Below are 17,689 nucleotides of genomic sequence, written 5' to 3' on the forward strand. Positions count from 1 at the left end.
TCAGGCCTTCTCGGTGGTGGTGACGGTGGTGCCGGCTTCGACGGCGGTGGCGGCTGCGCGGGGCGTCCAGCCGGTGTCGGGGGTCTCGCCGATGCGCTCGAGGGCGTCGACGACGAGGTCCCAGAAGCGGCCGTGGTCGAGCTCCATCGCGGCGCTCGTGCGGCAGTCATCCGGGGCGGGGGCACGGAAGTCGGCGACGGTCATGCCGAGGGTCAGCGTGCCCTGGGTCTCGACGTGGATCGGGACCTTCACGGCACGGACGACCGTCGGGTCGATGACGTACGCGACGGCGCAGGGGTCGTGGACCGGCGGGGCGTCGAAGCCCTGCGCGTCCTTGTAGGTCTGGCCGAAGAAGTCCAGCAGCTCGCCGACGAACGCTGCCGGGCCGGTGCCGACGGCCGCGATGCGCGCCGCGACCTCGGGGGTGGCGAGGGCCTGGTGCGTCAGGTCGAGGCCGACCATGACGACGTCCCAGCCGGCGTCGAAGACGATCGAGGCGGCCTCGGGGTCGATCACGATGTTGAACTCGGCGACCGGGCTCCAGTTGCCGACGTGCACGCCGCCGCCCATGAGCACGACCTGCTTGACGCGCTCGACGATGCGGGGCTCCTTGCGGGCGGCGAGGGCGATGTTCGTCAGCCCGCCGGTCGGCACGAGGGTGACGGTGCCGGGCTCGTGCGCCATCACGGTCTCGATGATGAGGTCGACCGCGTGCCGCTCGTCGAGCTCGAACGACGGCTCAGGCAGCATCGGTCCGTCGAGGCCGCTCTCGCCGTGGATGCCCTCGGCGACCTCGATCTCGCGGAGCAGCGGCCGGTCGGCGCCGGCGGCGAACGGGACACCGGTGATGCCGGCGATGCGGGCCACGGCGAGGGCGTTCCGGGTGACCTTCGGCAGGGTCTGGTTGCCGACGACGGTCGTCACGGCGAGGAGCTCGATGTCCGGGTTGCCGTGGGCCAGGAGGATCGCGACGGCGTCGTCGTGACCGGGGTCGCAGTCGAGGATGATCTTCTCGGGCACTGGTGCTCCACTTCGCTGGGGATTCCGGTCGTCGCCGTGGTGTCGGGCTCGCCGGTGGTGTCGGTGGCCTGACGCGCCATGCACGCCGCGTCAAGCGTTTGACATCACACATCATCAAACGCTTGACGTCAAGTCCTGCGGGTCCGCTCGGTAGCATCGACGCGTGGCACCCCCTCCCCGGAACAGCCGTCGTGTCACCGCGGCGATGGTCGCCGAGCGCGCCGGGACGAGCATCGCGACCGTCTCGCTCGTCGTGAACGGCAAGGACCGCGGCCGTGTGTCGATCCCGATCGCCACACGGGTCCGCGACGCGGTCGAGGAGCTCGGCTACGTCGTCGACCACGCCGCCAGCTCCCTCGCGCGCGGCAGTGGCGACCTGGTCGTCCTCATCGCGCCGGACCTGTCGAACCCGTTCTTCGCCGAGGTCATCCGCGGCGTCCGGGACACCGTCGGGGACCGCTTCCAGCTCGTGCTCTCCGTCACCGAGCGCGGCGCGCAACCGGTCGACGCGGACGTCCGGCGCTTCGAGCGGCTGCGGCCCGCCGGGATCCTCGTCGACGCCCCCGCCGCGGGTGAGTCGATGTCCGCGAGCGTCCCCGTCGTGCTGCTCGACGCCCCGGGAGGCGCCGACGCCGTCAACTACGACCTCTCGTCCGGGGTGTCGGCGCTCGTCGCACACCTCGCCGCCGCCGGACACCGGCGCGTCGCGTACCTCGACGGGACGTCACGGGCGACGACGTTCGCCGTCCGCCGGTCCCTGTTCGAGGACGCCTGCACCGCCGCCGGCATCACGGTGTCCCGGACGCGCGCCCAGGCCGACCTGACGATCGACGCCGCTGCGGCCGCGGTCGACGGGGTGGTCGACGACTGGCTCGCCGAGGGCGTCACGGCCGTGGTCGCCGCGGCGGACACCCTGGCGTACGGGGTGCTCCGGGTCGCGGGGGCCCGGGGCGTCGCGGTTCCGGGAGGCCTCGCCGTCGCAGGGTTCGACGACCTGCCGTCCTCGTCGGTCACCGCACCGGCGCTGACGAGCGTGGCACTCCCGGGCGCCGACCTCGGCCGGGCCGCAGCACTCCGGCTGCTCGCGACGCTCGACGGCACCTCGGCGCCGTCGCCGGCGCTCCCCACGCGGCTCATCCCCCGCGCGAGCACCGGCGCCTGACGCGCTGCGCCGGGCGCGCGCACCGTGCGCGTGCGCGTCGTCCGTGCGCCGCGTCCGCTCCGGCAGCCGACGCGGTACGACATGCTCGCTGTCGTACGACAACGGCGTTGTCGTACCTTGCACACGCAAGAGTTCCGTGCGCAACGGTTGCGCGCGCCGAGTGACGACGTCCTCGCAGCCGTACGACAACGACCTCGTCGCACCTTGCGTCCGCAACAGTTGCACACGCTGAACGACGACATGCTCGCTGTCGTACGACAACGGCGTTGTCGCATCGCAGGCGCGAGCGAGCCGCGGGCGCGCGCGACCGCAGACGGACGGGAGGCCCGGTGCCAGCTGGCACCGGGCCTCCCGTCCGTGGATGGTGACGACTACTCGTCGTGCCGGGTCGTCGGGACCGACCCCGTGGCGGAGCCGACCGACTCCGTCGGACGCTCCGCGCCGCGCTGCGCACGCTCGAGCTCGTCCGCCTCGGCGCCACCGACCGCCTCGCCGCGGGCGACCATGCCGGCCACGTCCGCGAGCTTCATCTGCGGGATGAACAGCGCGAGCACGAGCGCCACCGCGATGAACGGCAGCAGGTACCAGAACACCGGGGACAGCGAGTCGGCGTAGGCGTTCACGATGCCGTCCTGCACCGCCTCGGGCAGCTTCGTGAGCTGCGTCGGGTCGATGCTCGCGCTCGCACTCGCCGCCTGCGACGCACTGCCGCCGGCGCTCGTGAAGACGTCGGTCAGGGACTCGGTCAGGCGCGAGGTGAAGATCGCACCGAAGACGGCGACGCCGAGGGAGGCGCCGACCTCGCGGAAGTAGTTGTTCGTCGAGGTCGCCGTGCCGACGTGCTCCGGCGCGACGGCGTTCTGCGCCACGAGGACCACGACCTGCATGATCAGACCGAGGCCGGCGCCGAACACGAACAGGTACACGCAGATCAGCCAGATCGGGGTGGCTGCGGCGAGCGTCGTCATCCCGAGCATCGCCAGGCCGACGACGATCGTGCCGATGATCGGGAACGCCCGGTACCGGCCCGTCTTCGTGATGAGCGTGCCGGAGAGGATCGAGGTGCCCATCAGGCCGACCATCATCGGCAGCATCAGGAGCCCGGAGACGGCGGCCGAGGTGCCCGACGCCATCTGCAGGAACGTCGGGACGAAGCCGATCGCGGCGAACATGCCGAGCCCGAGCACGAAGCCGATCGCCGTGGCGGTGACGAACGTGCGGTTCCGGAAGAACGACAGCGGGATGATCGGGTCCTGGGCCCGCGCTTCGGTCAGGACGAACAGCGCTGCCGCGACGATGAACCCGGCGCCCCACGCCCAGGTCTCGAGCGCACCCCAGCCGTGGTCGCTGTTGCCGCCGAACTCGGTGAAGAACACCAGGCACGCGGTCGTCGCCGACAGCAGCGCGACGCCGAGGACGTCGATGCGCTTGGTCGCCTTCTTGCTCGGCAGGGTCAGCGCGAACCAGGCGACGGCGAACGCCGCGATCCCCACCGGGATGTTGATCCAGAACGCCCAGTGCCACGTCATGTGGTCGACGAAGAACCCGCCGAGGAGCGGGCCACCGACGGCGGAGAGGCCGAAGATCGCGCCGAGCGGGCCGAGGTACTTGCCGCGCTCGGACGCGGGGACGATGTCCGCGATGATCGCCTGGGACAGGATCATCAGACCGCCACCGCCGAGGCCCTGCAGCGCGCGGAACACCACGAACTGCCAGAAGCCGGTCGACATCGCGCAGCCGAGCGACGCCAGCGTGAAGAGCGCGATCGCCACGAGGAACAGGTTGCGGCGGCCGATGACGTCACCGAACTTGCCGTAGATGGGCATCACGATCGTGGATGCCAGCAGGTACCCGGTCGTGATCCACGCCTGGTGCGCGACGCCACCGAGGTCGCCGACGATGGTCGGCATCGCGGTCGACACGATGGTCTGGTCGAGGCTGGAGAGCAGCATCCCGGCGATGAGGGCGGAGAAGATGATCCAGATGCGGCGCTGGGTCAGCAGCAGTGGTCCGTCGCTGCCCGGGCGTGCGCGCTTGGCGGTGCGCGGCGCTGAGGTGCTCATGGGGTGTCGTCCTGTCCGGTGGTGATGGCCGCCCTCATGAGGCGGAGGTTCGTGGTGAGCAGTTCGTCGAACGGTGCGCCCGTCGACTCGTCGTAGTCGTCGTCGAAGTAGTCGGCGGCGGTCACGCGGAGCAGCCCCGCAGCGGACTCGGTCACGAGCCGGGCGCGCGGATCGTCGGGGACGGTCCAGCCGAAGCGTTCCCGCACCGCTTCCGCGACCTTGGCGAGCTGCACGTCGGTCGCCGAGAGGAACCGGGCGACGAGCGCCGGTTCACGCTCGAAGACCCGGCGGACGAGGGCTTCGTCCGCGCGGTCGAGTCCGACGGTGCGCACCTGTTCGACGGCGAGCGCGACGACGGACGTGAGCGGGTCGAGGGTCGCCGGGACCACTTCGCCGCGGGCGTAGGCCAGCAGCATGTCGACGTTCGCGTTGAGTTCGATGCCGAGGACGGCGTCTTCCTTCGAGGCGAAGTGGTTGAAGAACGTGCGACGGGAGACTCCGACGGTCTCGCAGAGCTGCTCGATCGTGAACCCGTGCAGACCGTCGGCCACGGTCGACCGACGTGCTTCGACGATCATGCGTCGACGCAGCGCGCGGGTGCGTTCAGCGGTGCTCACCGAGCAAGAATTGCACTCCGGTCACCAGAGTGCAATTCCTCGTGGAGAGTTCCCAGCTACAGGGCCTTGTCGAAGCAGAACGACCAGGGCATCGTCGCCGCGTACGGCTCGTAGACCGGGATCGCACGCCAACCGGTCTTCTCGTAGAGCGCGACCGCGTCCGGCTGCTTGTCCCCGGTCTGCAGGATGAGCCGCGCGGCCCCCTGCTCACGGCCGACCCGCTCGCACTCGTCGAGCAGCGCGGTCGCCGCACCCTTCCCGCGGGCGGAGGACAGCACGATGAGGCGCTTCAGCTCGACCTCGTCGCGGAGACGGCGGACGGCGATGTGGCCGACGGCCTCGCCGGACTCGTCGATCGCGAGCAGCGAGGTGATGACCGTGGAGGGATCGACCGCGAGCGCGCGGTTCCGTTCCTCGGTGACGGCCGGGTCCTCGTCACCGGCCGAGGAGCCGTACCGCTCGTGCATCTCCTCGTCCATGCGGGCACGGAGGACGACTCCGCGAGGGTCGTCCCAGCTGACGCGTTCGATCGTGATCACGATCGACGATCCTCCCACGACCGAGCAGGAGCGAGCGAACCCCACCGGTTCCCGTGGAGGCCGCGAACGCTCACGGAGCCGGTTGGTCGAGTGCGCCGATCGGCGAGTCGTCGAGTCCCGCGAGCAACGCCGCCGCGTCGTCGTACACCGCAGCGGCGCCCGCCTCCCGCAGCTCGTCGCCGCCGATCCCGCCGGTCATCACCGAGACGCACGGGATCCCGACCTTCGAGGAGGCCTCCACGTCCCACATCGCGTCACCCACCATCACCGCACGGGACGGCTCGACCCCGACCTTGTCCAGCGCGACCTGCATGATCCCGGGGGCCGGCTTGGCCTCGTCCACGTCCTCGGAACTCGTCACCGCGGTGATCCACTGCTCGACATCGAGCACCTCGCGGAGCCGTTCGAGCTCGGACGCCGGGGCGCTCGTCGCGAGCACCACCGCGTGCCCACGGGACGCGACGGCCTCGAGCAGGTCACGGGCACCCGGCAGCGGGCGCAGGAACGGCATGTGCTCGGCGTAGTACGCCGTGTGGTGCTGCTTCGCGGTGTCGCGCTCGTCGTCGGAGGCATCCGGCAGCAGCTCCTCGAGGAGCCGCGAGGAGTCCATCCCGATCGCCCGGTGGATGCGCCAGGCGTCCACTGAGGCCCCGATCGCCCGGAACGCGCGCCACCAGGCGTCGACGTGGGCGTAGTTGGAGTCGACGAGCGTGCCGTCGATGTCGAACAGGACTGCGGTCGTGGGAGCGTCTGCCATCCGTCCAGCGAACTCCCGACGTGCTCGGGACCGGTCCAGCGAGCGCGACGCGACCAGACGACCGAGCCGCGACCAGGCGACGGACGGGAGGCACGGTGCCAGCTGGCACCGTGCCTCCCGTCCGTGCCGTCGTCCGGCCTCAGGCCCCGCGGACGTCGTCCGCGGACTGCTGCGCGTGGTCCTCCACGTCGGACGCGGCGCCCTGCGCCTCGTCCTTGACGGTCTGGGCCGCGTCCTGCGCGGTCCCCTTGAGGTCCTGCGCGTGCTCCTTCGCGACGTCACCGAGCTGCGAACCGACGTCCTTCGCCTGCTCCTTGACCTCGTCGACGAGGGGTGCTGCGTGGTCCTTGAGCTCACCGGCCAGCTCCTCCTCCTTGGACGAGGTCGGGATGAGCGACGATGCGAGCCAGCCGGCGCCGAACGCGATCAGCCCGACGGCGAGCGGGTTGCCCTTGGCCTTCTCGACGCCACGCTGGGCGACGTCCTTCGCCTGGTCGGTCGCACCCGGGGCGGACCCCGGGGCACTCGACCGTGCCGAGTCCGCCGCGCCCATCACGGAGTCGCGGACGCCCTGGAACCGGCTCTTCACCTTCTCGGTCTGGCGGTGGGCGATCGAGGACGGGCTGACCTTGTCGGCGAGTGCGTCGACGTCGGAACCCAGGGTCCCCCGTGTCTGTTCGATCTCTCTGCGGATCTCGTCTGGCGTGCTCATGCGTTCCTCCCGGTGTTGGGCTTCAGTGCGTCGGGGATCTCCTTGGCCGTCTCCACGGTCTGGGGAACACCCTTGATCTGCTGCATCTGCTTGCGTCCCAGCAGCGCGAGGATGCCGGCGACGATCGCGTAGACCACCGCGATCACGACTGCCGACCACGCGTTGCCGATGAGGTAGCCGAGACCCCACCAGGCGGCGATCGACAGGAACAGCAGGGCGAACAGCGCGGTCAGGCCCGCGCCGCCGAACATGCCTGCGCCCTTGCCCGCCTTCTTCGCGGACTCGGTGATCTCGGCCTTCGCCAGCGCGACCTCCTGCCGGAACAGGCTGGAGATGTCGCGGGAGACGTCGGTCAGGAGTTCGCCGAGCGGAGTGCTCGCGGCGCGTTCCTCGGGGGTCGGTTCACCCGTCGGTGTCGCGCCGGGGACGGTGTGGCTCATACGCCGCTCCCGGTCCCGGTGCCGGTGGTGCCGTCGCCGGTGATGTCGGCTTCCTTCTCGTGCTTGACCTCGGTCGCGAGCGCCTTCGTGAGCCGCCCGGCGAGGATCCCGGCGCCCGCGGCGAGCGCGATGAACGTGCCCGGGCGCTTCGCCGCGAAGGACTTCACCTCGTCGAGGAGCGAACCCGGGTCACGGTTCTCGAGGAACCCGGCGACCGAGTTCGCACGGCCGGACAGGTCACGGACGACCTTCGACGCAACGCCCTGCTCGTCGTCGTTCTCCGCCATGCGGCCGAGCTGGTCGCTGATGCTGCGCAGTCCGCCCGCGGCACGCTGCTGCTGTTCGGCTGCCTGTTGCTTGAGGTTCTCGGACGCCTGGCCGTAGAGCTGCTTGGCGTGGTCGGTCGCCTCGGACGCGACCTTGGACGCCTGCTCCTTGGCGGTGCCGGCGACGTCGGACGCCTTGGCCTTCGCGTCACCGGCGACGTCCTGGGCTGCACCCTTGGCCGCGTCGGCCTTCCCGCTGCCGTCGCCGCCGCTGCCGGCCGCACTCGGCGTCGCGGGCAGCTGCTCGTTCGCGGGGACCGGGTCGAACGCCTCGTCGACGGTCAGGTCATCGACGGGGTCTGCGGCGAGGTCCGCGTCGCGGCCTCGGTCGAGCGGGGTGGTGTTCGCCCAGGAGGGCACGGTCACACCCGGGCGGATCTCGTGGCCGTCCGCAGCGGCCGTCCGGTCGTGGATCGGGGTCCCGGAGTCGTTCCCGGGTGGGGTCGTCGTCATGGTGGGCCTTCCGGATCGATGACCGCGGGCGCTGCACCCGCGGCGGTACCGACCGACCATGCGCGCTGCTCGATGGTCAACGGCCCAGGATGGCCTCGGAGCGCACCGGGCTCAGCGCACGGGCCGCGCCCGCACGTGTGCCCGCTCCCCCTGCGGCCCGTACAGGCAGAGCACCTCGGTGACCTCGTCGGTGACGTTGCCGATCCAGTGCGGCGTGTGGGTGTCGAACTCCACGACCTCGCCGGGCCCGAGGTCGAGGTCGCGTTCCCCGAGGAGCAGCCGGAGCCGCCCGGACAGCACGTAGAGCCACTCGTACCCCTCGTGCGTCCGCAGGTCGGGTTCGCCGCCGGCCGAGTTCGGCGGGAACAGCTGCTTGAACGACCGCACGCCACCGGTCCGCCGGGTGAGGGGCACCACCACGCGGCCGCCGTGCACCTCGGGCTGCAGGTGCACCCGCGGGTCGCCGGTCCGCGGCGCTCCGACGAGGTCGTCGAGCGGCACCTGGTACGCCCGCGCCAGCGGCAGCAGGAGCTCGAGGGTCGGCTTCCGCTGTCCCGACTCGAGCCGCGAGAGCGTCGACACCGAGATGCCCGTCTCCGTCGCGAGGGCCGCGAGCGTGACGTCACGTCGCTGCCGCAGGGTGCGCAGTCGCGGCCCGACCCCGTCGACCACCTCGGCCGTCGTGCGCGGGGTGGGGCGGGCCTCCCGTCCGTGGTCCATGCCGGCCATGTTGCCAGACCGGCAAGGATCGTTGCCGGATGCGCACCCACACCGCACGATGTCGGCATGCGTGACAACTACGACGTGATCGTCATCGGCGGCGGAGCCGCCGGCCTCTCAGCAGCCCTCATCCTCGGCCGGTCCCGCCGATCCGTGCTGGTGGTGGACGCGGACGAACCCCGCAACGCCCCGGCGGCGGGCGTCCACAACTACCTCGGGCAGGAGGCGACGCCTCCACGGGACCTCACCAGGACCGGTCGGGACGAGGTCGCGCGGTACGGCGTCGACGTCATGGCCGGGAGGCTCGTGGCCACGTCCGCCACGCCCGTCCCCGACGGCGACCCGGTCGGCTTCACGGCCACCCTCGACTCCGGCGAACAGGTGCACGCCCGTCGGGTCGTCGTCGCCTCCGGCGCCGTGGACGTCCTGCCGGACGTGCCGGGGCTCGCGGAGCAGTGGGGCCGCGGCGTCGTGCACTGCCCGTTCTGCCACGGGTGGGAGATCCGCGACCGCCGCATCGGGGTGCTCGTGACGACGCCGTTCGGGGCGCACCAGGCGTTGCTGTGGCGCGCGCTGAGCGAGCACGTGACGGTGTTCGCGACCGAGCCCGGCCTCGTCGACGACACCGCCCGTGCCGGTTTCGACGCCCGGGGCATCAACGTGATCGACGGCGCGGTGGCCCGGGTGCTGTCGACGGACGGCGTGCTGACGGGCGTGGTGCTCGGCGACGGTTCCGTCGTGGACCTCGACGCCCTGGCTGCTGCGAGCACCGCCGAGGCACGGGTCGACGGCCTCGAGGGGATCGGACTCGTCGCCGAGGACTTCCGGATGGGCGACTTCCGGGTGGCCGGCGCCGTCACGGTCGACGCCATGGGGCAGACCTCCGTGCGCGGGGTCTGGGCCGCGGGGAACGTGGCGTCCCCGATGGCGACGGTCATCGCGTCGGCCGCTGCCGGCACCCAGGCGGGCGCCGCGGTCCACGGCGACCTGGTGCAGGCCGACCTCGCCGCCGCGCTCGCGCGGTCCGGGGTGTCTGCCTACTCCACGCGGTAGCCGGCCTGCGCGGCGAGCAACGGGGCGAGCGTGTAGAGCTGGTCCGCCGCGATCGTCGCGCCGCGGAAACCCTCGAGTCGTTCGACCCGGTCGAGGTCGGCGCCGCGCAGGTCCACGTGGTCGATGCGGGTGTTCGAGCCCTCGGCCGCACGGATCCGGGTGCCCTCGAACGACACCCGCAGCAGCCGGGCGTCGGCGATGTCGAGCTCGTCGATGACGCAGTCGCGGAACACCACGTCGGTGACGGTCGCACCGCGGAGGTTCACGAACCCGAGCTTCATCCCGACGAACTCGACGCCGTTCAGCCCGGAGTCGTACAGCTCCGCGGAGCCGACCCGTCCGCCGCCGATCCGGACTTCACGCCAGGAGCTGCTCGACGCGCGGAGCACCGGGGCGTCGAGCGCTTCGATCACGGTGTCGTGGACCCGCACGCCCCGGAGGTCCGCCCCGTCGGCGTGGAGTTCTTCGACGACGCACTCCTCGATCTCGAGGTCGGGCAGCCGCTCCCCCGCGATGTCGAGCGACGCGATCCGGCGCCCGTCGATGCGGTCCCCGGTGAGCACGTCGCCGGGGCCGGGCGCCCAGTCGGTCAGGTCACCGGGTTCGGTGAGGGTGATCCGAGGAGCGTCGGTGCCGGAGGACTTGCCGGAGGTGCGTGCCATGCACCCAGTCTGTCGGGTGCGGCCGACGTTCAGCGCGCCGGGGTGAGCACGCTGTCGAGGCGGTAGTCCTTCGCGGGACCGCGCGCCTCCCATCGGACCGTCCACCGGTCGACGTCCCCCGCGAGCACGCCCGTGTACTCGTCCGGCGCGCAGTCGTGCACCACGGTGGTGCCCCACACCCAGTCGTGGAACGGCCTGCCGTCGGCGAAGTGGACGGTCCAGCGGTCGTCCCCGGTGCGGCGCACCAGGAGCTCCCGGGAGACCGGTGTCGAGCGGCCGTCGAACGCCATCGTGCCGGTCTCCGTCCACGACACCGTCGAGTCGTCCACCGCTCGGAGCAGTGTCGTCCCGGTCACGCGACCGGTCGTCCCCGCGCGGCGGTCGAGCACGGCGCGGTCCAGTGCCCAGTCGCCGAGCAGGTCCGGAGGCAGCACCGGGCCAGGCTACCCGTGCAGGGGACCCGACCCCGGGACGCTCGTGCCGTCCGCGAACCCGGCCACCAGCTCACCGAGCGCGTCCGTGGAACGGTGCCGGGCCTCCCAACCGAGTTCCGTGCGCGCACGCTCGGTCGACATCACCGGGACGGACGCCGCGATGTCCACCCAGCCGGCGTCGGTCGGCTGGATCCGGAGCAGCCACGTCAGCGTCACGATGCCGCGGATCAGCCGGAACGGTACCCGGACCGCGCCGCGCATGCCGAGGACGGCGGCGATGCGCGGCGGGGTGAGCACCGGCGAGGCGGCGATGTTGAACGCGCCACCCGCACGCTGGTCGACCACCCGCCAGTAGGCGTCCGCAACGTCGTCGGCGTGCACCGCCTGGAACACGAACGCGTACGGCAACGGCAGGACCGCCCACTGGATCCACCGGACGGCGCGCATCGGGATGAGCTTCCCGAGGAACAGTCCACGGATCTCCGCCGCGGCAGCACGCTGGAAGACCAGCCCGGGACGCAGCCGCGTCACGACGACCTCCGGGTGCTCCCGCGCGAAGGCGTCCATGGCCCGCTCGTTCTCCGCCTTGTGGATCGCGTACGTCGCCGTCGGGATGCCGTCGACCGGCCAGGACTCGTCCTTGCGGTCCCGCTTGCCGTCGACGTCGACGCCCCGGTACGCACCGACGGACGAGGCGACGACGACCTGCGGCACCTCGGCAGCGGCGACCGCGGCCAGGACGTTCGCCGTCCCGACCACGTTCGTCCGGTGCTGCGCGGGGATGTCGTGCGTGGGCTGGAGCGCCCACGCCAGGTGGATCACCGCGTCGGCACCACGGAACACCGCGGCGAGCTGCGACACCGCATCGGGCGCGCCGACGTCGACTGCGTGCCACACCGCGTCGCCGTACGGCGCGGTGTGCACGTCGGGCAGACGCCGGGCGACCCCGACGACCTGCAGGTCCTGCTCCGCGGCGAGCCGGCGGAGCACGGCCGTCCCGACGTTGCCGGTCGCACCGACGACGACGACCCGGGTCATGCGGCGGCCGACGCGGCCATCGCCGGGTCGAGCACGACCTTCACGCAGTCGTCCTCCTTCTTCTGGAAGACCTCGTACATGCGCGGCGCGTCCTCGAGCGAGACCCGGTGGCTCGTCAGGTCGAGCGTGCCGAGCGGGTCCGACGGGTCGGAGACGAGCGGCATGATGTCGTCGACCCAGCGCTTCACGTTGCACTGCCCCTCACGGATGGTGATCTGCTTGTCGAACAGCGTCATCATCGGCATCGGGTCGGCCATCCCGCCGTAGACACCGCTCAGCGAGACGGTGCCGCCGCGGCGGACGAGGTCGATCGCGGTGTGCACGGCTGCGAGCCGGTCCACCCCGGCGGTCTCGATCGCCTTCTGCGCCAGCTTGTCGGGCAGCAGGCCCGCGGCACGCTGGGCGAACCCGGCGACCGCGTTGCCGTGCGCCTCCATGCCGACCGCGTCGACGACGCCGTCCGGTCCGCGACCGTCGGTGAGGTCGACGAGCTGCGCGACGACGTCCTTGTCGAGGTCGAAGGTCTCGACGCCGTACTTCGCGGCGAGGTCACGGCGCACCGCCTCGGGCTCGACGGCGAGCACCCGGAAGCCGAGGTGCTTGCCGATGCGGGCGGCGAACTGTCCGACCGGGCCGAGGCCGAGCACCGCGAGGGTCCCGCCCTCGGGCACGCCGGCGTACTGCACGCCCTGCCACGCCGTCGGGAGGATGTCACTGAGGAACAGCCACCGGTCGTCCGGGGTGCCGTCGTCCGGGATCACGATGGGGCCGTAGTCGGCGTGCGGCACGCGGAGGTACTCGGCCTGGCCGCCGGGGACCTGGCCGTACATCTTCGTGTAGCCGAAGAGCGCGGCGCCGCTGCCGTACTCCGTCACCTGGGTGGTCTCGCACTGGGACTGCAGGCCGTGCTGGCACATCCAGCAGTGACCGCAGGAGATGTTGAAGGGGACGACGACACGGTCGCCCACCTTGAGGTTGGTGACCGCGCTGCCGACCGCCTCGACCACGCCCATCGGCTCGTGGCCGAGGACGTCGCCCTTGTCGATGTACGGGCCGAGGACCCGGTACAGGTGGAGGTCGGAGCCGCAGATCGCGGTCGAGGTGATCCGGACGACCGCATCGGTCGGCTCCTGGACCGTGGGATCGGGGACGGTCTCGACGGACACCTTCTCGGTGCCCTGCCAGGTCAGTGCGCGCACGGTGGGCGCTCCTCTCGTCGCGGTGTGTGTGCCTTCCCGTCTACGCGCTCGCGTCGTGGCGGCTTCACAGCGCCGGGTCGTCGAGGGCCGCGGCCAGGACCGCCTCGTGACCAGCGCGGTCACCGGGACCGGCGCTGCCGGCCAGCATGATGAGCGACTTCCAGAGGGCCCAGCCGCGTCCGCGCGCCCAGGTGCCGTCGTCGAGACCGACGGCGTCGCGGAAGACCCGCCGGGCCGGCCGGTCGAGGAACGTCCACGCGAGCACCAGGTCGCACGCCGGGTCGCCGACACCGCACGTGCCGAAGTCGATGAGCGCGGAGAGCCGCCCGGCCCCGTCCACCAGCAGGTTCGTCGGGGCGACGTCGCCGTGGAACCAGACGCCCGGTCGGTCCCACCTGCTCGCGCACGCCGCTGCCCAGACACTCCGGCACGCAGCCTGGTCGACCGTGTCCCCGAGCGCCGCGAGTGCCCGCTCGACCTCGTCGCCGTAGACCGACGGGTGTGCGCCACGGTGGAACGAGTGCGCTCCCGCGACGGGACCGTCCGCCGGCGGGACCGTCCGGAGCTGCCGGAGGACCGCGCCGACGTCCTCGGCGAGCGCCGTCAGGTCGGGGTCCGCTCCGGCCGCGACCCGGCCCGGCAACCACCGGCGCACCGACCACGGGAACGGGTAGCCGCTGCCCGGCCGTCCGAGGCCGACGGGTTCGGGCACCGGGATGCCGAGCCGGGGCGCGAGGTACGGCAGGACCCGCTGCTCCTTCTCCACCGCGGGGACGTAGCCCGCGGCGCTCGGGAGCCGCACCGACAGCGTGTCCCCGAGCCGGAACGTGCGGTTGTCCCAGCCCTGCGGGACCGCCTCCTCGACGGGGAGCCCGGCCCAGGTGGGGAACTGCTCGGCGACGAGGCGCTCGACGAGCGCGGCGTCGATGACGGGCACCTCGGTGTGCGGCATGCGCCCATCGTCCCGGTCCGCGGCCCGGCCGTCTAGGCTCCGGGCATGGCGACGACCTCCGAGCTGCTGACCGCGAACCTCCACGACGTGTTCGGGAACCGGGATACCGAGTCCCGGCGGGCGGCGATCGAACGCACCTTCGCCCCGGACGTGGCGTTCGTGGACCCCGACGAGACCGTGACCGGCTGGGACGCGCTCGAGGCCAAGGCCGCTGCCCTCCTCGACGGCGCACCGGGTGCCTTCCAGTTCGTCGAAGAGGGGCGCCGCTACGTCTCCGCGTCCCACGGCGCACTCGCCTGGGGCTTCGGCCCGGTCGGCGACCCGCAGGTCCGCGGCGTCGACGTCATCGAGGTGCGGGACGGGGTGATCGCGCGCCTGACGACGATCCTCGCGGAGGCGCAGCAGTCCTAGCGCGTCTGGCGCAGCAGACCTAGCGGGTCTGGCGCAGGCGGTCGCGGTCCGCGGTCGGCAGGTGTTCGGTCGCCGTCGCCAGGGCGTCCTTCGTCAGGAACCGTCCCTGGCGCTCCAGGAACGTGACGAGCGCCGGCTCCGAGGCGCGCTTCCCGACCTCGCGGAGGACCCACCCGAGCGCGGACTGCACGGTCTCACCGCGCTCACGCACCAGTCGCCCCACGACGGCGAGCGGCACGTCGGCGTCGCCCTGCTTCACGAACGCGAGCGTCGCCACCACTGCGATCCGCCGCACCCACGCGACGTCGGACTTCGCGAGGGCGAACAGCGGCCCGGTCGAGCCGCCGACCATCGGTGCGCCGACGAGTTCCTCCGCGGCGATGTCCACCAGGTCGGCACGGTCGATGCGCTCCGCCCGCGCAGCGCCGAGGTACTCCTCGGCCAGCTCGGGGTCCGGGCGGCGGCGCATCGCCTGGACGAGGAGCACGACGGCCAGGAGCCGGGCGCCGGGGTCCTCGCTCCAGAGCAGCGCGGACCGCTCCCCCTCGTCGAGGTCCGCGAACCCACGGGCCACGCGTCGCGCCGCCGCGACGTCACCGGGCGTGCGGGCGAACGCGGCGAGCACGTCCTCGGCGGTCGTCACCCTCACCGGGTGCCCGTCGGGTCCTCGGCGGCACCCTCGAGCCCGCCGGGGCCGGGCGTCGCCGCTGCCCGCGCGGTCCGGAGGCCCCGCCGCACGACGATCACGGCGACCACCACCAGGAACCCGGCGAACAACCACGTCGCGACCTGGGGATCGACCGCCCGCGCGAGGAGCGCACCGGCCGGGGAGCAGACCGCCGCGGTGATCCCGACGGTGAGGCCCACGCGCAGGTCCACCGCGCCCTTCCGCAGGTTCGCCACGGTCCCCGACACCGTCGTCGGGACCATCGTGAGCAGCGAGGTGCCCTTCGCGAGCAGGTCGCCGGCGCCGAGCGCGAGTTCCATGCCGGGCACGATCACGACCCCGCCGCCGACGCCCACCAGGCCGGAGAGCACCCCGGACAGCAGACCGATGCCGAGCAGGACGAGCGCCTCGACCAGGCCGAAGTGCACCGTCCCCTCACGCGAGGGCGTGTTCGCGAACAGGGAGACCAGCACCACGACGATGAAGCCGACGAAGATCCACGGCAGGACCCGCAGCGAGATCGCGCGGAGCATGCGGGCACCGATCGGGGCGCCGACGACACTGCCGACCGCCAGTGTCAGCGCCGCGAGCCAGTGCACCTCGCCCTGCACCGCGTAGGTGATCGCGCCGACGACGGCCGCGGGGGCGATCGCCACGAGGGACCTCGCGGAGGCGCTGCGCTGGTCCACGTGCAGGAAGGCCATCAGGGCCGGGACCACGATGACGCCGCCGCCGACCCCGAACAGGCCGGAGAGGACCCCAGCGGCGATGCCGATCGCCACGAGCACGAGGAGTCGGGCGGCGCGGGAGTTCATCCCGTCCAGGGTACGGCCGGGGTCGCGCCAGGGCGCGCCCGGCGCACAACCGAAGGCAGTCCGCACCACGCGATCCCGTGGTGCGCATCGCGTTCCGTTGTGCGCACCCGGACCGCACCACGGATCCGGACCGTACCGCGCACCCGGACCGCGCCACGGATCCGGACCGTACCGCGCACCCGGACCGTACCGCGCACCCGGACCGCGCCACGGCCCGGACGGGAGGCGCGGTGCCAGGCCGCCACGAGCCTCCCGGCCGGTGGTTGGTCACGTCGAGCGCGAGACGCCCCGAGAACCCGATGCTGAGATCGCAGGCTCTGTCGCCTGCTGTCTCAGGAGGCGACGAACAGTGCGATCTCAGCGGAAGCGGGCGACGCGCGCGCACCGCGAGCGCACCGCGAGCGCACCGCGCACGGCCCGCGGCGTCAGCGGAAGTGCAGCTGCGTCAAGGGGTCCTTGAGCGTGCCGTTGACGCGCGTCTCGACGTGCACGTGGGGGCCGGTGGACTGGCCGGTGTTGCCCGACTTCGCGATCTCGGTCTTCGACGACACCACCTGCCCCTTCTTCACCTCGATCTTGCTGAGGTGCGCGGTGAGGACCGTCGTCAGCCCGTACTTGACGACGACGTAGTTGCCGAACGTCGCGTTGTTCGCGACGGTCTCGGTGACCGTGCCGCTCCCCGAGCCGTACACGGCGGTGCCGGTGACGACGCCCGCGTCGGCGCCCTGGTGGTAGCGCGGGGTGTGCCCGGCACCGCGGTCGTCGCCGAACTTCCCGGTGATCCGGGTGGACGCGACCGGCCAGAGGAGGCCGCTGACGGGGCGGGTCGACCAGACCCGGGTGTCCTTGCTGCCGTAGAGGACGACGTTCGAGTCGACCTGCACGAGGAGCTGACCACGTCCGGCGGTGGTGGTCTTCGACGACCAGAGCGCACGGTTGTCGGGTCCGTAGACGACCAGGCTGCCGTCGGTCTGCACGGACGCCCACGATCCCGGGTGCCCGTTGGTGCGCGATGCCCACGCGGCCTTGCCGTTGAGGTACTGCACCAGGTTGCCGTCGGCCTGCATCGTGAACTTCCGGGCGGAGCTCGCGTCCGAGCGCAGCACCGTGCCGGGCTTGATGACGTTGCCGGCGGTGACGCGGTCCTGGAAGTTCTGGAGCTGCCAGATGGTCCGCTTCACGGAGTCGCGCATCCGGAGCGACCCGTCGGGCAGCACGCCGAAGTCGTAGCCGACGTGGCCGGAGGTGCCCCACTTCGCGACGGTCTTCGAGCCGGAGCGGATCGAGAAGACACCGTCGGTCCCGACGACCGCGACGGCCCCGGGGTACTTCGCGGTGTTCGACGCCCAGAGGACGGCGTTCCCGATCCCGTACTCGACGAGGTTGCCGTCGCCCTGCATGACGAGCCGGAACTGGCCGTTCGACGACGTCATGACGTCGCCGGGCAGCAGCTTGGTCCCTGCGGGGACGCTCGTCGAGACGACGGTCGATGCCCGGGCCGGCGCAGTGGTGGCTGCTCCGGCCGGTGCGGCGATGGCGATGCTGCCGGTCACGGCGATCACCGCTGCGGTGATGACGGCGGCCAGCCTGGTCCTGGTCGTGGTCGTGGTGATGCGCATGGTTCCCCTGTGTCGGCGGCTCTCCCTGAC

Annotated in this window: 20 protein-coding genes; 3 read left to right on the forward strand and 17 right to left on the reverse strand. The window is 72.3% G+C overall.

Going from position 1 to position 17,689, the window contains the following annotated elements; translation table 11 throughout:
* Nucleotides 1-1,020: a nucleoside hydrolase gene (locus EDF27_RS01520; protein ID WP_132046894.1), complete on the reverse strand. Its 1,020-nt coding sequence runs from the start codon at nucleotides 1,018-1,020 to the stop codon at nucleotides 1-3.
* A 163-nt stretch (nucleotides 1,021-1,183) separates the two neighbouring features.
* Between EDF27_RS01520 and EDF27_RS01525 the strand changes: the two genes are divergently transcribed.
* The gene (locus EDF27_RS01525; RefSeq protein ID WP_243698170.1) at nucleotides 1,184-2,182 is read left to right on the forward strand and encodes a LacI family DNA-binding transcriptional regulator; all 999 of its coding nucleotides are present in this window, start codon (nucleotides 1,184-1,186) and stop codon (nucleotides 2,180-2,182) included.
* Between the two features lie 371 nt (nucleotides 2,183-2,553).
* On the opposite strand, the gene EDF27_RS01530 is transcribed toward EDF27_RS01525, so the two are convergent.
* The 8 genes from EDF27_RS01530 to EDF27_RS01565 all read right to left on the reverse strand — a co-directional run bounded on the left by EDF27_RS01530 (nucleotide 2,554) and on the right by EDF27_RS01565 (nucleotide 8,809).
* A complete protein-coding gene (locus EDF27_RS01530) occupies nucleotides 2,554-4,245 on the reverse strand; it encodes an MDR family MFS transporter (RefSeq protein WP_132046896.1) in 1,692 nt (563 codons plus the stop codon).
* Entirely contained in the window at nucleotides 4,242-4,862 is a 621-nt protein-coding gene (locus EDF27_RS19520; RefSeq protein WP_165931309.1) for a TetR/AcrR family transcriptional regulator, read from the reverse strand. Before EDF27_RS19520 ends, EDF27_RS01530 begins: the two co-directional genes overlap by 4 nt.
* Nucleotides 4,863-4,918: 56 nt before the next feature.
* Entirely contained in the window at nucleotides 4,919-5,401 is a 483-nt protein-coding gene (locus tag EDF27_RS01540; protein WP_243698171.1) for a GNAT family N-acetyltransferase, read from the reverse strand.
* Between the two features lie 70 nt (nucleotides 5,402-5,471).
* Nucleotides 5,472-6,158, reverse strand: a complete 687-nt coding sequence (locus EDF27_RS01545) for an HAD family hydrolase (RefSeq protein ID WP_123655390.1) — start codon at nucleotides 6,156-6,158, stop codon at nucleotides 5,472-5,474.
* 139 nt (nucleotides 6,159-6,297) lie between these two features.
* On the reverse strand, nucleotides 6,298-6,870 hold the full coding sequence (locus EDF27_RS01550) for a DUF3618 domain-containing protein (RefSeq protein WP_132046898.1): 573 nt from the start codon (nucleotides 6,868-6,870) through the stop codon (nucleotides 6,298-6,300).
* Nucleotides 6,867-7,310, reverse strand: a complete 444-nt coding sequence (locus EDF27_RS01555; RefSeq protein WP_165931310.1) for a phage holin family protein — start codon at nucleotides 7,308-7,310, stop codon at nucleotides 6,867-6,869. Before EDF27_RS01555 ends, EDF27_RS01550 begins: the two co-directional genes overlap by 4 nt.
* Nucleotides 7,307-8,089, reverse strand: a complete 783-nt coding sequence (locus EDF27_RS01560; RefSeq protein WP_123655387.1) for a hypothetical protein — start codon at nucleotides 8,087-8,089, stop codon at nucleotides 7,307-7,309. The genes EDF27_RS01555 and EDF27_RS01560 overlap by 4 nt, the downstream gene beginning before the upstream one ends.
* A gap of 111 nt (nucleotides 8,090-8,200) precedes the next feature.
* Nucleotides 8,201-8,809, reverse strand: a complete 609-nt coding sequence (locus EDF27_RS01565) for a helix-turn-helix transcriptional regulator (protein ID WP_132046900.1) — start codon at nucleotides 8,807-8,809, stop codon at nucleotides 8,201-8,203.
* 66 nt (nucleotides 8,810-8,875) lie between these two features.
* On the opposite strand from EDF27_RS01565, the gene EDF27_RS01570 reads away from it, so the two are divergent.
* A complete protein-coding gene (locus EDF27_RS01570) occupies nucleotides 8,876-9,862 on the forward strand; it encodes an NAD(P)/FAD-dependent oxidoreductase (RefSeq protein ID WP_132046902.1) in 987 nt (328 codons plus the stop codon).
* Here the strand turns inward: EDF27_RS01570 and EDF27_RS01575 are convergent.
* The 5 genes from EDF27_RS01575 to EDF27_RS01595 all read right to left on the reverse strand — a co-directional run bounded on the left by EDF27_RS01575 (nucleotide 9,847) and on the right by EDF27_RS01595 (nucleotide 14,147).
* Nucleotides 9,847-10,524, reverse strand: a complete 678-nt coding sequence (locus EDF27_RS01575; protein ID WP_123655384.1) for a pentapeptide repeat-containing protein — start codon at nucleotides 10,522-10,524, stop codon at nucleotides 9,847-9,849. The two genes, EDF27_RS01570 and EDF27_RS01575, sit on opposite strands and share 16 nt — an antisense overlap.
* A gap of 29 nt (nucleotides 10,525-10,553) precedes the next feature.
* A complete protein-coding gene (locus EDF27_RS01580; protein WP_123701211.1) occupies nucleotides 10,554-10,958 on the reverse strand; it encodes a DUF6314 family protein in 405 nt (134 codons plus the stop codon).
* 9 nt (nucleotides 10,959-10,967) lie between these two features.
* Nucleotides 10,968-11,996: an NAD-dependent epimerase/dehydratase family protein gene (locus tag EDF27_RS01585; protein WP_132046904.1), complete on the reverse strand. Its 1,029-nt coding sequence runs from the start codon at nucleotides 11,994-11,996 to the stop codon at nucleotides 10,968-10,970.
* Nucleotides 11,993-13,195: a zinc-dependent alcohol dehydrogenase gene (locus tag EDF27_RS01590; protein ID WP_132046906.1), complete on the reverse strand. Its 1,203-nt coding sequence runs from the start codon at nucleotides 13,193-13,195 to the stop codon at nucleotides 11,993-11,995. Before EDF27_RS01590 ends, EDF27_RS01585 begins: the two co-directional genes overlap by 4 nt.
* Nucleotides 13,196-13,259: 64 nt before the next feature.
* Nucleotides 13,260-14,147, reverse strand: a complete 888-nt coding sequence (locus tag EDF27_RS01595; RefSeq protein ID WP_132046908.1) for an aminoglycoside phosphotransferase family protein — start codon at nucleotides 14,145-14,147, stop codon at nucleotides 13,260-13,262.
* 45 nt (nucleotides 14,148-14,192) lie between these two features.
* On the opposite strand from EDF27_RS01595, the gene EDF27_RS01600 reads away from it, so the two are divergent.
* Nucleotides 14,193-14,558 carry a nuclear transport factor 2 family protein gene (locus EDF27_RS01600; RefSeq protein ID WP_132046910.1) on the forward strand — a complete coding sequence of 122 codons (366 nt, stop codon included), beginning with the start codon at nucleotides 14,193-14,195 and terminating at the stop codon, nucleotides 14,556-14,558.
* 19 nt (nucleotides 14,559-14,577) lie between these two features.
* Here the strand turns inward: EDF27_RS01600 and EDF27_RS01605 are convergent, their stop codons facing one another.
* The 3 genes from EDF27_RS01605 to EDF27_RS01615 form a co-directional block, all read right to left on the reverse strand.
* On the reverse strand, nucleotides 14,578-15,207 hold the full coding sequence (locus EDF27_RS01605) for a DNA alkylation repair protein (RefSeq protein WP_165931312.1): 630 nt from the start codon (nucleotides 15,205-15,207) through the stop codon (nucleotides 14,578-14,580).
* Nucleotides 15,204-16,040: a sulfite exporter TauE/SafE family protein gene (locus EDF27_RS01610; RefSeq protein ID WP_132046914.1), complete on the reverse strand. Its 837-nt coding sequence runs from the start codon at nucleotides 16,038-16,040 to the stop codon at nucleotides 15,204-15,206. Before EDF27_RS01610 ends, EDF27_RS01605 begins: the two co-directional genes overlap by 4 nt.
* A 425-nt stretch (nucleotides 16,041-16,465) precedes the next feature.
* Entirely contained in the window at nucleotides 16,466-17,659 is a 1,194-nt protein-coding gene (locus EDF27_RS01615; protein ID WP_132046916.1) for a peptidoglycan DD-metalloendopeptidase family protein, read from the reverse strand.
* Nucleotides 17,660-17,689: the final 30 nt, after the last annotated feature.

The sequence above is a fragment of the Curtobacterium sp. PhB136 genome (assembly GCF_004346855.1).
Taxonomy (GTDB): Bacteria; Actinomycetota; Actinomycetes; order Actinomycetales; family Microbacteriaceae; genus Curtobacterium.

What these genes read in the sequence shown, in the direction of transcription:
- EDF27_RS01530 (WP_132046896.1), bottom strand. Translation starts at nt 4,245, where the DNA reads ATGAGCACCTCAGCGCCGCGCACCGCCAAGCGCGCACGCCCGGGCAGC.
- EDF27_RS01545 (WP_123655390.1), bottom strand. Translation starts at nt 6,158, where the DNA reads ATGGCAGACGCTCCCACGACCGCAGTCCTGTTCGACATCGACGGCACG.
- EDF27_RS01550 (WP_132046898.1), bottom strand. Translation starts at nt 6,870, where the DNA reads ATGAGCACGCCAGACGAGATCCGCAGAGAGATCGAACAGACACGGGGG.
- EDF27_RS01555 (WP_165931310.1), bottom strand. Translation starts at nt 7,310, where the DNA reads ATGAGCCACACCGTCCCCGGCGCGACACCGACGGGTGAACCGACCCCC.
- EDF27_RS01560 (WP_123655387.1), bottom strand. Translation starts at nt 8,089, where the DNA reads ATGACGACGACCCCACCCGGGAACGACTCCGGGACCCCGATCCACGAC.
- EDF27_RS01565 (WP_132046900.1), bottom strand. Translation starts at nt 8,809, where the DNA reads ATGGACCACGGACGGGAGGCCCGCCCCACCCCGCGCACGACGGCCGAG.
- EDF27_RS01570 (WP_132046902.1), top strand. Translation starts at nt 8,876, where the DNA reads ATGCGTGACAACTACGACGTGATCGTCATCGGCGGCGGAGCCGCCGGC.
- EDF27_RS01575 (WP_123655384.1), bottom strand. Translation starts at nt 10,524, where the DNA reads ATGGCACGCACCTCCGGCAAGTCCTCCGGCACCGACGCTCCTCGGATC.
- EDF27_RS01585 (WP_132046904.1), bottom strand. Translation starts at nt 11,996, where the DNA reads ATGACCCGGGTCGTCGTCGTCGGTGCGACCGGCAACGTCGGGACGGCC.
- EDF27_RS01595 (WP_132046908.1), bottom strand. Translation starts at nt 14,147, where the DNA reads ATGCCGCACACCGAGGTGCCCGTCATCGACGCCGCGCTCGTCGAGCGC.
- EDF27_RS01600 (WP_132046910.1), top strand. Translation starts at nt 14,193, where the DNA reads ATGGCGACGACCTCCGAGCTGCTGACCGCGAACCTCCACGACGTGTTC.
- EDF27_RS01610 (WP_132046914.1), bottom strand. Translation starts at nt 16,040, where the DNA reads ATGAACTCCCGCGCCGCCCGACTCCTCGTGCTCGTGGCGATCGGCATC.
- EDF27_RS01615 (WP_132046916.1), bottom strand. Translation starts at nt 17,659, where the DNA reads ATGCGCATCACCACGACCACGACCAGGACCAGGCTGGCCGCCGTCATC.